Raw genomic sequence first — 13,536 nt, 5'->3', positions numbered from 1 at the left:
GTTGTTGTCCGGTGACGGACGATGTAAGCATGTGATTACGTCAGTGGATTGGTTACCTGCCACAATCCCACCGTCCGCAACCGTGAAGGAGGCCTGCCATGAGCCATACCGAAGCCGACCTGCCCGCCGTGATCCGCGAGGCGGAGTTCGTCATCCTGGCCGATGGAACCCAGGTGCGCTACGAGGAAAGCGGCGGCGCGCGCGACGTCTTCGTCAACGACGAATGGACCGCCCGCGCCACGTTGTTTCCGGGGTCGGATTACTGTCTCGACACCGGAAGCTGCACCTACCTGCTGACCGCCACCGACGACGGTCTGAAGGTCGAGAAGCAGTAGCAGACGGAACGTCCGGCGGGGGCCGGTGGAAATCGCGGGGCCGCGCATGTGCGCGGCCCTTGTTTTTTGCGCCGGTTGCGCCAGTCGCGCCCCGCGCCTGCGCGCCGCGTTCAGTTGGCCGGGCCCTGCCCGCGCGAGGTGAGCCGGGCGCGCAGGTATGCCCCCAGCAGGGCGCCCGCGTCGTCCTGCCCCTGCTGCGAAATGCCCAGGGCGTGCAGGTCTTCGGCCACCTGGCGCTCCATCTTTTCCGATTCCATGAACATCACGTAGACCAGCGCGAGGGTGGCGTCGTTTTCCGCGCTGCCGTCGCACAGGGCCGCCACGTGCTCGTGGGGCACGGTTTCCTGCAACCGGTCCACGAACATGGAGGCCCACTTGCCGTACAGCGATTCGGGCAGCCGGGGCACCATGGAGGACAGCGCCCGCGCCCCCCGTTCGTCCATGTCGGGCATGGTCACGGCCAGAAAATCCTCCAGGGCTTCGGTGCGGCGTTCCATGCCCCGCGACAGGTGGCGCAGCACCGTGGCGACGACGTGGGCGCGGGTCTGGTCGGGGGTGAGGGGCGATGCGGATGTTGCGGACATGGGGCGGGCGTTCTCCTGAAGGCTGCGTGTCGCGGAACGGGCCGTCCCGGCGTGCGGCGCGGGGCTGGCCCGGATGGTGACGGGGTGGCGCAGCCTAGCCCAGGCGGGGCCGCCGTGCAAGGCTGGCTGGCCGTTGCGGCCTGCATCCCGCACACGGCAACGAACCGGACAGTAAATGACAATCCGGACAGGAAACGGCAATGCGGTTCCGCGTGGGCGAAACCGCATTGTCATTTTCGTAAAACAGGCCGTTTTTGCACACCCGCCGCGCATTGCCGGGGGGCTGGCCCGCGCGCGGCGGGGAAGCCCCCCGTTAGAGGGCGGCGCGCACGGCGGCCAGGGCGGCCTCGTAGTTGGGCTCGTGGCTCACTTCGGGCACGATCTCGGTGTAGGTGACCGTGCCGGACCGGTCCACCACGAAGATGGCGCGGGTCAGCAGGCGCAGTTCCTTGATCACCACGCCGTAGGCGGTGCCGAAGGACAGGTCGCGGTGGTCGGACAGGGTTTCCAGCGCGTCCACCCCGGCGGCGCCGCACCAGCGGGCCTGGGCGAAGGGCAGGTCGCAGCTGATGGTCAGGATGCGCACGTCCCCGCCAAGGCGGGTGGCCTCCTGGTTGAAGCGCCGGGTTTCCATGTCGCACACGCCGGTGTCCAGCGAGGGCACGGCCGATATGAGCAGCACCTTGCCCGCGTAATCGGCCAGACTGCGCGGGGAAAGGTCGTTGGCCAGGGCGGAAAAGCCGGGGGCCTTGTCGCCCGCGGCCACCGGGCTGCCGCCGAGGGTAAGGGGAGTGCCTCTGAAGGTGATGATGCCGGTACGGTCCATGGGTATCCGCCTCCTGCGGAATGAGGTTCAACGGGCCCGCCCGCCAGGGCGAGGAGTCCTGGCGGCGTGCCGCTGCGCCCGTGGCGGCAGCGGCGGCTTCGCGTCCCGCCGCCTGCGGCAGGCGGAGGGGCACGGCGGTTCGTCAAGGCATACCACAACTGCGGGGGCATGCAAACCTGGGGGAGGCGTTTTTTCTGGTGCTTGCTGCAAAAGTGTTCATTTTTACAAAATAAGCACCATTTCTGTTTTTATTATTACCAAAATGATAAAACAGTGAAAACGTTGATTTGCGCAACACGGTGAATTCATTGAACCAGACCTTTTTGTAGGCGCTGGCACGCTCCTTGCCTTTACCCAGACATCGTTCGGGTTTGCCCCTGTCCGTTCGGTCCGGCGGGGGGTGTACGTCAACATTTCGAGGAGGTTCACATGAACGCGGCGGATACCGCCTTCATCCTGGTCTGCTCCGCACTGGTCATGTTCATGACCCCGGGGCTCGCCCTGTTCTACGGGGGGCTCGTGCGTGCGCGCAACGTGCTTTCCACCACCATGCACAGCTTCATTCTTTTGGGCGTGGCCAGCATCGTCTGGGCGGTCATCGGCTACACGCTGGCGTTCGGCCCCGACATCGGCGGGGTCATCGGGGGGCTGGACTTCGCCTTCCTGAACGGCGTGGGCATGGAGCCCGGCGAATCGGTCACCAACATCCCGCACCTGCTGTTCATGGTGTTCCAGTGCATGTTCGCCGTGATCACCCCGGCGCTCATCTCCGGCGCCTACGCCGAACGCATCCGCTTCCGCGCCATGCTGCTGTTCTCGGTGCTGTGGCTGGTGGTGGTGTACGCCCCCATGGCCCACTGGGTGTGGGGTGGCGGCTGGCTGTTCGGCCTTGGCGCGCTTGACTTCGCCGGGGGCGCCGTGGTGCACATGAGCTCGGCCGCCGCCGCCCTGGCCGCCGCCCACGTGCTGGGTCGCCGCCACGGCTACGGCCGCGAGCCCTTCGTGCCCCACAACCTGCCCATGACCGTGCTTGGCGCGGGCATCCTGTGGTTCGGCTGGTTCGGCTTCAACGCGGGCAGCGCCCTGGCCGCCAACGGCCTGGCCGCCAACGCCTTCGTCACCACCCACCTGTGCGCCGGTGCCGCCGCCGTCAGCTGGATGGCCGCCGAATGGCTGCACACCGGCAAGCCCACCACCCTTGGCGCGGCCTCCGGCGCCGTGGCCGGTCTTGTGGTCATCACCCCCGCCGCCGGGTTCGTCCTGCCCATGCCCGCCATCATCATGGGCCTGGTGGGTGGCGCCCTATGCTACGGCGGCGTGCTGATGAAGCATGTGTTCAAGTACGACGACGCGCTCGACGTGGTGGGCGTGCACGGCGTGGGCGGCACCTTCGGCGCCCTGGCCACCGGCATCTTCGCCGTCGAAGCCGTGAACGGCGTCAACGGCCTGCTCTACGGCAACCCCTCGCAGCTCTGGATCCAGTTCATCTCCGTGGTCGCCACCTGGCTGTTCTGCTACGTGGCCAGCCGCATCCTGTTCCATGTGGTTGACGCCCTCGTCGGCCTGCGCACGGACGCGGAAGCGGAGGTCGCCGGTCTCGACGTCAGCGAGCACAACGAAGCGGGCTATCAGCTCTAGGGTTGCCGCTGCCGCCGTTGTCGCCTACAAGGCGGAAGGGGTCATCCCTTCCCTGAACACGAACCGAGCTTCAGGATGGACATCATGAAGAAACTTGAGATCATCATCCGCCCCTTCAAGCTGGACGAGGTCAAGGAAGCGCTGGCCAGCCTCGACGTGAAGGGCATGACCGTCACGGAAGTCAAGGGCTTCGGCCGCCAGCGCGGCCACAAGGAAGTGTACCGGGGCGCCGAATACCAGGTGGACTTCATGCCCAAGGTCAAGATCGAGGTCGTCGTCGACGACGCGCAGGTGAAAACCATCGTCGACGCCGTGGTCAAGGCAGCCCGCACGGGCAAGGTGGGCGACGGCAAGATCTTCATCTCTCCGGTGGAAGACGTGCTGCGCATCCGTACCGGTGAAACCGGCGTGGAAGCCATCTAGCCGCAACATACCGCAACCATTGGGCGGCGTCCCGGCAACGAACGGGGCGCCGCCCGTCCATACTCACCCCCACCCCACCACCCACCCCACCCACATGATGCAGGCACACGGGCCCTCTTCCTCCGCTTCCGCCGGCGCGCCCGGCACGCCGCGCGATGCCGCCACGGTCCTGCGCGAGGGGCGCGCCGGGCTGCTCGGACGTCTGGACGCCGCCCCGTCTTCCACCAATGCAGGCACCAACGCGGGCGCTGCCGCATCCGGCCCGGAAGGGGATGCCTGCGGGCTCCGGCCCGACGCCCGCTGCCGCGACACCGCGCCCGCGCCCACGGGGGCATCGCGTTTCGAGCGGGCCTACAGCCGCCTGCTGGACGACTATTTCCGCCTCCGCTTCGCCGAACTGCGCGGCGGCCACGACAAGGTGGCCCTGGTGGCCGTGGGCGGCTACGGCCGCGAGGAATTGTGCCTGGGGTCGGACATCGACATCCTGATCCTGTGCGGCCGCTCCATCCCGCCGCAGGCCATCGACCTTGCCCAGCCGCTGTTCCTGCCGCTGTGGGACGCGGGGTACACCCTGGGGCACGGGTTCCGCACCATCGGCGACTGCGTGAAGCTGGCGGCCAAGGACCACAAGGTGCTGGCCAGCCTGCTGGACGCCCGGCTGATCACCGGCAACGAGGCCCTGTTCCGCGAACTGGTGGACCGCCTGAACGACAAGGTGCTGCCGCGCCGGGGGGCCTCGTTCCTGGCCTGGAACGACGAGGAGCACGAGCGCAGGCGCGCCGCCCACGGCGACGGCGCGGTGCTGCTGGAGCCCAATCTGAAGGACGGTTTGGGCGGCCTGCGCGACTACCACCGCATCCTGTGGATAGGCCGCATCCGCAACGAGGCGGGCACCGTGGAGGAAATCCTGGCCCAGTCCGGGTTTTCCGCCTCCGACGCGGCCCTGCTGCGCGAGAGCGTGGGCTTTCTGCACGACGTGCGCAACCTGCTGCACCATCTTTCGCACCGCAAGAACGACCAGCTGTTCCTGGACCTGCAACCGGAAATCGCCGCGCGCCTGGGCTTTCGGGAGTGCGGCAACCTGCTGGCCGTGGAATGCTTCCTGGGCCGCCTGCACCGGTGCATGTCGCACATCAAGGCATTGTCCGCCGCCCTGCGGGGCATTCCCGGCGGCCCGGTGCACCCCGACCGGCCCTGCCCCGAGGTGGAAGGCCCCGTGGTCATGGCGGGCGGCACGCTGCACATCTGCCTGCCCGACCCGGCCGCCGTCACCCCCGGCCTGGCCCTGTCCGCCTTCGTGCGCGCCGCCGAATGGCCGGGTCCCGAGGCCCCCGCGCCTGACTGGAACACCCGCAAGGCCATGGAGCAGGCCCTGCAACAGGCGCTGTCCGGCGAGGCCGGAGCCCTTTCCGGGGCTGAGGTGGGCGCGGCGCTGATGCGCATCCTGGCGTCCGGCAAGGCGTTTCCCGTGCTGGGGCACATGGACGAGACGGGCCTGCTGCCCGCCATCCTGCCCGCCTACGCGGCCGCGCGCGACCGGGTGCAGTTCGACGGGTTCCACACCTACCCCGTGGGCATGCACACCCTGTTCGTGATCCGCCAGCTGGAATCGCTGGCCAGAGAGGACGTCGAGCCGTTTTCCGGCTTCTGGCGCGGCGGTTGCTTAGGTGTGGCGGACGCGGGTGAATGTGGTGCCGCCAACGCGCTTGCACCAGCCGCGCAGGACGCGGACGCCGCGCGCGACCGGCTGTGCCTGCTGCTGGCCGCGCTGCTGCACGACCTTGGCAAGGGCGGGGCCGACGCCTCGCACCATTCCGAGGTGGGCGCGGAAATGGCCATGCAGTTGCTGGCCCGGTGGGGCGCGCCGCCGGAGATCATCGACGACGTGATCTTTCTGGTGCTGCACCACCTGCTGCTCATCCGCACCGCCCAGCGCCGCGACCTCAACGACGAGTCGGTGGTGGCCCAGTGCGCGGGCACCGTGGGCAGCCTGCGCCGCCTGAACATGCTCTACCTGCTGACCCATGCCGACTCCATGGCCACCGGTCACAAGGCGTGGAACCGCTGGACCGCCAGCCTGCTGTACGAACTGCACGGCAAGGTGGCCAACATGCTGCGCGACGGGCAGCTTGCGGGCACGCAGACCGCCCAGGCCATCGTGCGCACGCGCGACATGGCGCGCGCTCTGGTGCGCGAGCGGCAGGCGTCGCTGCACTACACGCCGGAAACGGCGGGGCTGTATCTGGACGCCATGCCGTCGCGCTACCTGCTGGCCATGCCGCCCGAGGACATCGTGCGGCACATGTCGCTGGTCTACCAGTTGAACCGCGACGTGGCCGAGTCGCGCCGCCGCCTGCCCGAGGACCGGGCGGAGCGGGGCGTCGTCGTGCTGGAGGGCAGGCCGCTGCACGGCGGGCGCGACAGCGAGCTGTGGGAAGTGCTGGTGGCCGCGCGCGACCAGTCCGGGCTGTTCGCCACCATCGCCGGGGTGCTTTCGCTGCACGGGCTGAACGTGTTCGGGGCCGATGCCTACGTGTGGAGCGACGGCACCGTGCTGGACGTCTTTCATGTCAGCGCGCCGCCGGACCCGCTGTATGCCAGGGATTTCTGGGGCAAGGTGCGCGGGGCCATCCATTTCGCGCTGACGGGCAAGCTCTCGCTGGACTACCGGCTGGAGCAGGCCCGCGCGTCCAACGCCCTGAAGCACGAGGTGCCCAGCGTGCTGCTGGATGCGGTGCGCCGTCCGCCCGAGGTGCGCATCGACAACGAGTTGTCGGACTTCCACACCGTGGTCGAGGTGTTCGCGCCGGACCGGCCCGCGCTGCTGTACGATGTCGCGCGGGTGTTGCAGGCGTTGCAGCTGGACATCCTGTTCGCCAAGATCGCCACCCTGGGCAACCGCACGTCGGACAGTTTTTCGGTGCGCACGGTGTACGGCCAGAAGATCACCGACGAGCAGCAGATGGACGAGGTGCGCGCGGCCCTGCTGCACGTGGTGTCGCAGTAGCGGCTGCGGTTCTTTTTGAGCAGGTGACCTCGCGCGGAGTGCCTCTCGCTGTGGTCATGCTGCGGGCGGAATCCGCTTTTTGCCGCCGGGCGGCGTTGGCGCTTGATTTCCGCTGCTCATGTACATCAGTACACTGCGCGCGGAAATCGCGCGCCGCCTTGCCCGGCGACAAAACCCGTAATTCCTGGCATCAGGTCCACACAGCCACCCGCGACGGAAGACCGTCGCGGGGTATAAGGAAAGAAGACACGTCAGAAAGCCAGGGGATCAAATAAGTGCGGGCACCCTTACGGGAGAGCCTTGATGATGTTGTCGTGCGTTCAGGATGCCTGTGCATCCCTTGGGAACGCACGTTTTTTTTGCTATCCACCTTGGGCGGCGCGGTGAGGCGGGGCAGGGCGAAGGTGCGGTGCCCCGCGAACTGGCTTGCGCGGCGGTCGCGCGGATGGGGCCAGGGCCGGTCGGGCGAGTTTTCACGGCACACGGAGGCAGCATGTTCGAGCGGTATGCCGCGCAGGTGGACGAGTGGCGCGACGTTCATTCCGGGGTGGATTTCATCAACAGCCGCAGGCAGGGCGAGGCCGAGGCGCGCGCCCTGCTGGACGCGGCCTTCGGGCCGGGCGGCGGCGGGGTCATGTCTGCCGAAGACTTCCGGGCCATGTGCATGGCCGTGAACCGCGAATGCATCGAGGGCAGCGTGCCCAAGCGCATCACCTGCACCCGGTTCGGGGCGGGGCTTGCCAGCCTGTTGCGGCTTGCGCCCCGCATGGCGGAGCTTGCGCCGTGGCTGGCGGGGCTGTGGGCGCTGCCGGTTGCCGGGAACCCGGACGATGTTCTGGCTGAAGCCTTTCGCCTGCACGAGGCGCGCAGGGTGGCGGGCGCGGGCATCTTCGCGCTGACGCTGCTGCTGTACCTGAAGTCCGGGGCCGCTGGTATTGCGGGGGACGTCGACGACGCGGCCTTCTTCCTGCCGTGCACCCCGGCGCTGTGGCGGGGGCTGGCCTTCCTGAAGGGGCAGGCGGTGCGGGATGGGGCCGGTCCGCGCACGCTTTCCGGCTACCGGCGCTTCCTGCGCGATGCCCACGCCCTGCGCGAGCGGTTCTGCCTGCTGCCGCTGGAGGTGGACTTCGCGCTGGCGCGGGCCGAGGCCATGCGCCTTGCCGAGCATCGAGGCGGAGTGGCAGCCGCCGGTTCCTGATCTTTTCAGTCGTCCAAACTCCGTCGCCAGGCCGGGCATGCCCGGAACGCCTTGCCGCAAACGGCAAAACGGGCCGCCCCTTGCGGAGCGGCCCGTTCATGTTCGTCCTGCGGTTTGCGGCGCGGCGGGCGCGCTACAGGATCTGGTTCAGGAACTTCTGGAGTCTCGGGTGGTTGGGCGCGCTGAAGAACTCCTGCGGCGCGTTCTCTTCCAGCACCTGGCCGTGGTCCATGAAGATGATGCGGTCGGCCACCTCGCGGGCGAAGCCCATTTCGTGGGTCACGCAGACCATGGTCATGCCTTCGCGGGCCAGGGTCACCATGACGTCCAGCACTTCGCCGATCATTTCCGGGTCCAGCGCGCTGGTGGGCTCGTCGAACAGCATGATCTTGGGGCTCATGGCCAGGGCGCGGGCGATGGCCACGCGCTGCTGCTGCCCGCCCGAGAGCATGGCCGGGAAGACGTTGGCCTTGTCGCTGATGCCCACCTTCTTCAGCAGTTCCAGGGCCCGGCTTTCCGCCTCGGCGCGCGGGGTCTTGCGCAGCCGCATGGGGGCCATGGTCAGGTTCTGGAGCACGGTCTTGTGCGGAAAGAGGTTGAAGCTCTGGAAGACCATGCCCAGTTCCTGGCGGATCTTGTTGATGTCGTTGTCGGGCGAGTTCACGTCCTGCCCGTCCACGATGATGGTGCCCTTGTCCACGGTTTCCAGCCGGTTGATGGAGCGCAGCAGGGTGGACTTGCCCGAGCCGGACGGCCCGCAGATGACCACCTTTTCGCCGGGCATCACCTCGAGGCTGACGTCGTTGAGGGCCGTCAGCTCGCCGAAGAACTTCCACGCGTTGCGGATGCGGATGATGGGTTCGGCGCTAGCGTCGGTCATAGTAGTTCAACCTCGATTCCATGATGCTGACGCCCTTGGACAGGAACAGGGTGATCAGAAGGTAGATGAGGGCGACCATGGTGTACGTCTCGAAGTACAGGAAGCTCTCCGAGGCGAATTCGCGCCCGCGCCGCAGGATGTCGGCTACGGCGATGATGGACACCAGCGAGGTGTCCTTGAGCATGGCGATGAATTCGTTGCCCACCGGCGGCAGGATGGTGCGCCACGCCTGCGGCAGGATGACCATGAACATGGTTTCGGCCCGGTTGAAGCCCAGCGAGCGCGCCGCCTCGGTCTGGCCCTTGGGGATGGAGTCGATGCCCGCGCGGAACACCTCGCCCATGTAGGCGCCGTAGCACACGCTGAGCGCGATGATGGCGGCCAGCAGGTCCGGCACCTTCAGGAACCGGCCCAGCGCGTAGTAGATGTAGAACAGCTGCACCAGCAGGGGGATGCCCCGGACGACCTCGACGTAGGTGGAGGCCACGAGGTTGATCAGCCGGTTGCGCGACAGGCGGCCGAGCCCGGTGACGAGGCCGATGGGGATGGAGCACAGGATGGACAGCACGGTCACCTTGAAGGTGACGGCGATGCCGTCGGGCAGGAATTGCAGCAACCGCCAGTAGGGCTCGGGCCGGCTCGTGCACAGGTAGACGAGCGCGGCCAGCGCGCCCACGAAGGAGATGGACCACGCGGTTATGATCCGCCGCTCCTTCGGGTCCGGTATGATCGCGCCGTCGGTGATGACGATGCGGACGTTCTGGGGTTCGGTGGTCATGGCGTCTCGGATGCTTTGGCGTTGTAAAACGGGGGACTGGCGTCATACCGCCAGTCCCCCAGAGTGCGCAAGCGTCTGCGGGCCAGGGCTAGCGGCCGATCCACTTTTCGCGGAGCTGCTTGTCGATGCCCTTGGCCTTCACGGCGGCGATGCCCTTGTTCAGAAGGTCCAGGACTTCCTTGTTCCCCTTCTTCACGGCGATGCCGTAGAATTCCTTTTCCTGCGTCTCGATGACGAAGGCGATCTTCATCTTGGCGGCGTACTGTTCCTGCTGCAGGGCGTAGCTGGCGGCCACGGGGTCGTCGCACACCACGCCGTCGATGCGGCCGTTGAACAGGTCTTCCATGGCCAGGCCGATTTCGTCGTACGACTTGGCGGTGACGCCGGCGGCGCGCTTGATGGTGAAGTAACCGGTGGTGCTGATCTGGCCGCCAAGGGTCTTGCCCTTCATTTCGTCCAGCGTGGTGACGTTGGTGGTCTTGGGCACCACGAGGGCCTGGCGCACTTCATAGTAGGGCTCGGTGAAGTCCATGGCCTTCTTGCGTTCTTCGGTGATGGACACCGAGGACACGATGGCGTCGTAGCTGCCCGATTCGAGACCGGCGAAGATGCCGTCCCAGGCCACGTTCTTGTGCACGATCTTGAAACCGGCTTCCTTGGCCATGGCGTCGGTGTAATCGACGGAGAACCCGACGATGTTCTTGCTGGCGTCAACGAACTCCATGGGCGGCCAGGTGGCGTCCTGGGCGACGACGATGGTCTTCTCGGCAAAGGCCACGTTGGCGGTGACCAGCAGGGCCGCAAGGGTGAGGACGATCTTCTTCAGCATCCCGGATTCTCCTCTGGACAAGTGGTTGGTGTGACGGACGGACTCCCCTTTCTGGAGCATAGGTGAGCAGATTGTCAATGAATGAGTGAGAAAACGCCAGACCTCGGCGACATGATTGACACATTTGTCACCACTTGCCGGAAAGGGGCGGCCGGGCCGGGATTTTCCGCCCCCCGCGCGGGGCGCGCGCGCGTGCCCTACATCCAGGTGAAGATGGCCGTCACCAGGATGGGCACGGCCACGGTGAGCGCCATGCCGCTGAACACGGCGATGATGCCGTAGCGCTCTCCGGCAAAGCGCGCGATGACGGGCAGGCTGGTGTCCATGCTGGTGGCCCCGCCCGCCATGACCGGGGCCAGCCCGCCGAACAGGCGCACCAGCAGCGGGGCGGCCAGCAGGGTGGCCAGTTCGCGCGAGATGTTGGCCATGAGCGCCATGGAGCCCAGGGCCGCGTCGCCCATCTTCGTGATCATGATGCTGGACAGGCTGTAGTAGCCGAAGCCCGCGCCCACGCCCAGCACGTCGCGCAGGGGCATGTCGCCCAGCAGGGCCCAGGCGGCCAGCGAGCCGCCAAGGGTGCCGATGCCCACGAACAGCGGCACCAGCGCCACCTTCACGTGCAGTTCGCGCAGGATGCGGAACGAGCGGGTGTCGAACCCGATGCCCATGCCCACCACGAACAGCAGCATGTACAGCGCCCACGAGGCCAGCCCGCCCGCCTGGTCGGCACGGGGAATGATGTCCAGCCTGCCCAGCAGCACGCCGGACAGGAAGACGCCGAGGATGATCAGGCTACCCTTCATGGCCCGCCCCCGGAGTGGCGGATGCGGCGGACGCGGCGGGGGCGTTCGGCCCGTCCAGCGCGCCGCGCAGCAGCACGTGCTGCAACAGCCACCCGGCGGCCACGCTGCCCGCCAGCGAGGCCATGCTGATGACCACGGCCCGCAGGCCGATGTCTCCGGCCTGGGCCACCAGCGCGTCGTCCGAGCCCAGCGACAGCCCCAGCAGGAACAGCAGCGCGTAGATGGACCAGGTGGTCAGCCGGTCCACCGCGCCGACCACGGCCGGGCGCGCGCGCAACAGGTAGCCCGCGGGCACGCCCACGGCGATGCAGCCGATTTCGACGATCATGAAACAGAATCCTTGCGCGGCGCCGTCCCGCCGGGGCATGGCGCCGATGATGCGCGGCAACGGGCCGCCGTTTCAGGGAAAGGCCAGCGGTAGCCTGCCCGTACCGTAGTGTCAACCCGTGCCGGAGGCCGCCCGGACGCGGGAAACAGCGAAAAAAACGCACCGCCCGTGATGCGCGTCACGTCCGTTCCCGCGCCGCGGACTTATATTGCGGGCGAGGGCGAAGGAAGCACCGCCGCCCCGCAACCGGAACACCACGGGCGGCCCGTCCGCCAGCTTGTAACGAACCGTAACGACAGGGAGACCGCCATGCGCCACATCCGCCTTGACGACATGCGCACCTTCAAGGACGCCGGGTTCGCCATGAATCTGGTGCACGATTCGGAAAACTTCAAGATCATCAACTTCAACTTCAAGGCCGGGCAGGAATTGCCCGTGCACAGCCACGACATCGACGGCGAACTGGCCATCACCGTCATCGAGGGCGAGGGCGAATTCCTGGGCGCGGACGGCGCGGCCATCCCGGCGAAGCAGGGCGACATGCTGGTCTCGGAAATCCGCGTGCCCCACGGCGTGCGGGCCAAGACCGAGATGCGGGTTGTCGTAGTCATCGCCCCTCCCATCTAGGAGCTGTTTCTAAATAGTCCTTTCGCCCGTTGGCGGACCGACCCGAAGGGCGCGAAGCGTGGCCGTTAGGCGAGCTTGCGAGCCTTACGGCCATCGTGCGCAACGCGGTCAAACTTCGCCTGCCATGGCTTTGCTGTCCTTATCCGTAAGATTCGCGCTACGCGCTCACCTAACGGCTAAGGCTCGGTCGAATACGATAAGAGCGCGCTGCGGTCCCCATCCGTAAGGCTCGCAAGCTCGCCCAACGGCTGAGGCATACTCCCTCATGGCAGGCTTGTTTTCCTTGCCAACGAACGAAAATCCTAATTTAGAAACAGCCCCTAGGAGCAAACCGTCCTTCCCGGCATTCGGGTCATGTACGAACGCCGCCGGCAATGAAAAAAGGGAGGCCCCATCGGGGCCTCCCTTTGTCGTTCATTGGTTCCGGGAGCGGGCCGATCCGGCTATTTGGCCACCTTGGCGCGGCGCAACTGGATGTAGGCGTTGCGCACCGAGGTGTACGGTTCCACCGCGCTCTTGGTCACGGCCTCGTAGCTGGAGATGGTCTCGTCCGCCTTGTTGAACTCACCGTAGGCCCGGCCCGCGAAGTAGGTGACGTCGTCGTCCACCATGTAGCCGAACGGGTCGGCGAAGTAGTCGCCCACAAGGCCCACGCTGTCGCGCAGGGTGCTGGGGCCGATGACCGGCCAGACGATGTAGAAGCCTTCGCCCGCGCCCCATACGCCCAGGGTCTGGCCGAAGTCTTCCTTGTCCGGCTCCACGATGGGCTTGTCCTTCTTGGCCACGTCGATGAACCCGGCCATGCCCACGGTGGAATTGATGATGAACCGGCCCATCTCCACCCCGGCCTCCATGGGCTTGCCCTGCAACAGACAGTTCAGGAAGCGGAGGGGAAAGGCCAGGTTGTGGAAGAAGTTGCGCACCCCGCTGCGCAGTTCGTCCGGGGTCACGGCCACGTAGCCCTGGTGCACCGGCTTGACGACCTTGAGCAGCAGCGCGTCGTTGATGGCGAACCACATGCGGTTCCAGCCCTCCAGCGGGTCGGGCACCATGTCCTCGTTGCCGGTGTCGTAGTCGTCGAGATCGGCGGAAATGGTGGGCGGGGCATGCTGCGCGCCTTCGGCGGGCGTGTCGGCGCGCGCGGCCGCCGGGGCCAGCAGCAGGGTGCAGGCAAGGCATGCCGTGTACAGCGCGATTGTGATGCGGAACGAACCTGCGGGCATGGAAACTCCCTCCGGGAGCGGATTCATGGTGCGTGCGCCGGGCGCGGTCCGATCCGG

General features: G+C 67.2%; 14 protein-coding genes. 6 read left to right on the top strand and 8 right to left on the bottom strand.

The features are described from left to right. The first annotated feature begins 98 nt into the window (after nucleotides 1-98). Nucleotides 99-335 (top strand): hypothetical protein, encoded by a 237-nt coding sequence (locus ACR4XJ_RS05590; protein ID WP_333506876.1) that lies wholly within the window; start codon nucleotides 99-101, stop codon nucleotides 333-335. 110 nt (nucleotides 336-445) lie between these two features. On the opposite strand, the gene ACR4XJ_RS05585 is transcribed toward ACR4XJ_RS05590, so the two are convergent. Further along, nucleotides 446-919 carry a hypothetical protein gene (locus ACR4XJ_RS05585; RefSeq protein WP_434754274.1) on the bottom strand — a complete coding sequence of 158 codons (474 nt, stop codon included), beginning with the start codon at nucleotides 917-919 and terminating at the stop codon, nucleotides 446-448. Between the two features lie 313 nt (nucleotides 920-1,232). Then, complete coding sequence (gene tpx, locus ACR4XJ_RS05580; RefSeq protein WP_434754273.1) at nucleotides 1,233-1,745, bottom strand: thiol peroxidase; 513 nt, start codon at nucleotides 1,743-1,745, stop codon at nucleotides 1,233-1,235. 429 nt (nucleotides 1,746-2,174) lie between these two features. On the opposite strand from tpx, the gene ACR4XJ_RS05575 reads away from it, so the two are divergent. From ACR4XJ_RS05575 to ACR4XJ_RS05560, 4 genes are all read left to right on the top strand, one after another. After that, nucleotides 2,175-3,383 carry an ammonium transporter gene (locus ACR4XJ_RS05575; RefSeq protein WP_333506879.1) on the top strand — a complete coding sequence of 403 codons (1,209 nt, stop codon included), beginning with the start codon at nucleotides 2,175-2,177 and terminating at the stop codon, nucleotides 3,381-3,383. A gap of 84 nt (nucleotides 3,384-3,467) precedes the next feature. Further along, complete coding sequence (locus ACR4XJ_RS05570) at nucleotides 3,468-3,806, top strand: P-II family nitrogen regulator (protein ID WP_434754272.1); 339 nt, start codon at nucleotides 3,468-3,470, stop codon at nucleotides 3,804-3,806. Between the two features lie 94 nt (nucleotides 3,807-3,900). Then, nucleotides 3,901-6,813 carry a bifunctional uridylyltransferase/uridylyl-removing protein GlnD gene (locus ACR4XJ_RS05565; RefSeq protein ID WP_434754271.1) on the top strand — a complete coding sequence of 971 codons (2,913 nt, stop codon included), beginning with the start codon at nucleotides 3,901-3,903 and terminating at the stop codon, nucleotides 6,811-6,813. A 493-nt stretch (nucleotides 6,814-7,306) separates the two neighbouring features. After that, entirely contained in the window at nucleotides 7,307-8,011 is a 705-nt protein-coding gene (locus tag ACR4XJ_RS05560) for a hypothetical protein (RefSeq protein WP_434754270.1), read from the top strand. Between the two features lie 133 nt (nucleotides 8,012-8,144). Here the strand turns inward: ACR4XJ_RS05560 and ACR4XJ_RS05555 are convergent, their stop codons facing one another. The 5 genes from ACR4XJ_RS05555 to ACR4XJ_RS05535 form a co-directional block, all read right to left on the bottom strand. Beyond that, nucleotides 8,145-8,891 (bottom strand): amino acid ABC transporter ATP-binding protein, encoded by a 747-nt coding sequence (locus ACR4XJ_RS05555; RefSeq protein WP_434754269.1) that lies wholly within the window; start codon nucleotides 8,889-8,891, stop codon nucleotides 8,145-8,147. After that, on the bottom strand, nucleotides 8,878-9,669 hold the full coding sequence (locus ACR4XJ_RS05550; RefSeq protein WP_434754268.1) for an amino acid ABC transporter permease: 792 nt from the start codon (nucleotides 9,667-9,669) through the stop codon (nucleotides 8,878-8,880). The genes ACR4XJ_RS05555 and ACR4XJ_RS05550 overlap by 14 nt, the downstream gene beginning before the upstream one ends. Nucleotides 9,670-9,757: 88 nt before the next feature. Then, nucleotides 9,758-10,498: a basic amino acid ABC transporter substrate-binding protein gene (locus ACR4XJ_RS05545; RefSeq protein WP_333506885.1), complete on the bottom strand. Its 741-nt coding sequence runs from the start codon at nucleotides 10,496-10,498 to the stop codon at nucleotides 9,758-9,760. A 197-nt stretch (nucleotides 10,499-10,695) separates the two neighbouring features. Continuing rightward, nucleotides 10,696-11,301 carry a lysine exporter LysO family protein gene (locus ACR4XJ_RS05540; protein ID WP_434754267.1) on the bottom strand — a complete coding sequence of 202 codons (606 nt, stop codon included), beginning with the start codon at nucleotides 11,299-11,301 and terminating at the stop codon, nucleotides 10,696-10,698. Beyond that, a complete protein-coding gene (locus ACR4XJ_RS05535; protein ID WP_434754266.1) occupies nucleotides 11,291-11,629 on the bottom strand; it encodes a LysO family transporter in 339 nt (112 codons plus the stop codon). Before ACR4XJ_RS05535 ends, ACR4XJ_RS05540 begins: the two co-directional genes overlap by 11 nt. A 309-nt stretch (nucleotides 11,630-11,938) precedes the next feature. Here ACR4XJ_RS05535 and ACR4XJ_RS05530 point away from each other — a divergent pair, with 309 nt between their 5' ends. After that, entirely contained in the window at nucleotides 11,939-12,256 is a 318-nt protein-coding gene (locus tag ACR4XJ_RS05530) for a cupin domain-containing protein (protein WP_007522704.1), read from the top strand. A 443-nt stretch (nucleotides 12,257-12,699) separates the two neighbouring features. Here the strand turns inward: ACR4XJ_RS05530 and ACR4XJ_RS05525 are convergent, their stop codons facing one another. Then, nucleotides 12,700-13,479, bottom strand: a complete 780-nt coding sequence (locus ACR4XJ_RS05525) for an MlaA family lipoprotein (protein ID WP_434754265.1) — start codon at nucleotides 13,477-13,479, stop codon at nucleotides 12,700-12,702. Nucleotides 13,480-13,536: the final 57 nt, after the last annotated feature.

It is taken from the genome of Nitratidesulfovibrio sp. D1, assembly GCF_051133415.1.
Taxonomy (GTDB): domain Bacteria; phylum Desulfobacterota; class Desulfovibrionia; order Desulfovibrionales; family Desulfovibrionaceae; genus Cupidesulfovibrio.
This window is presented reverse-complemented; position numbering and strand designations above follow the sequence as displayed.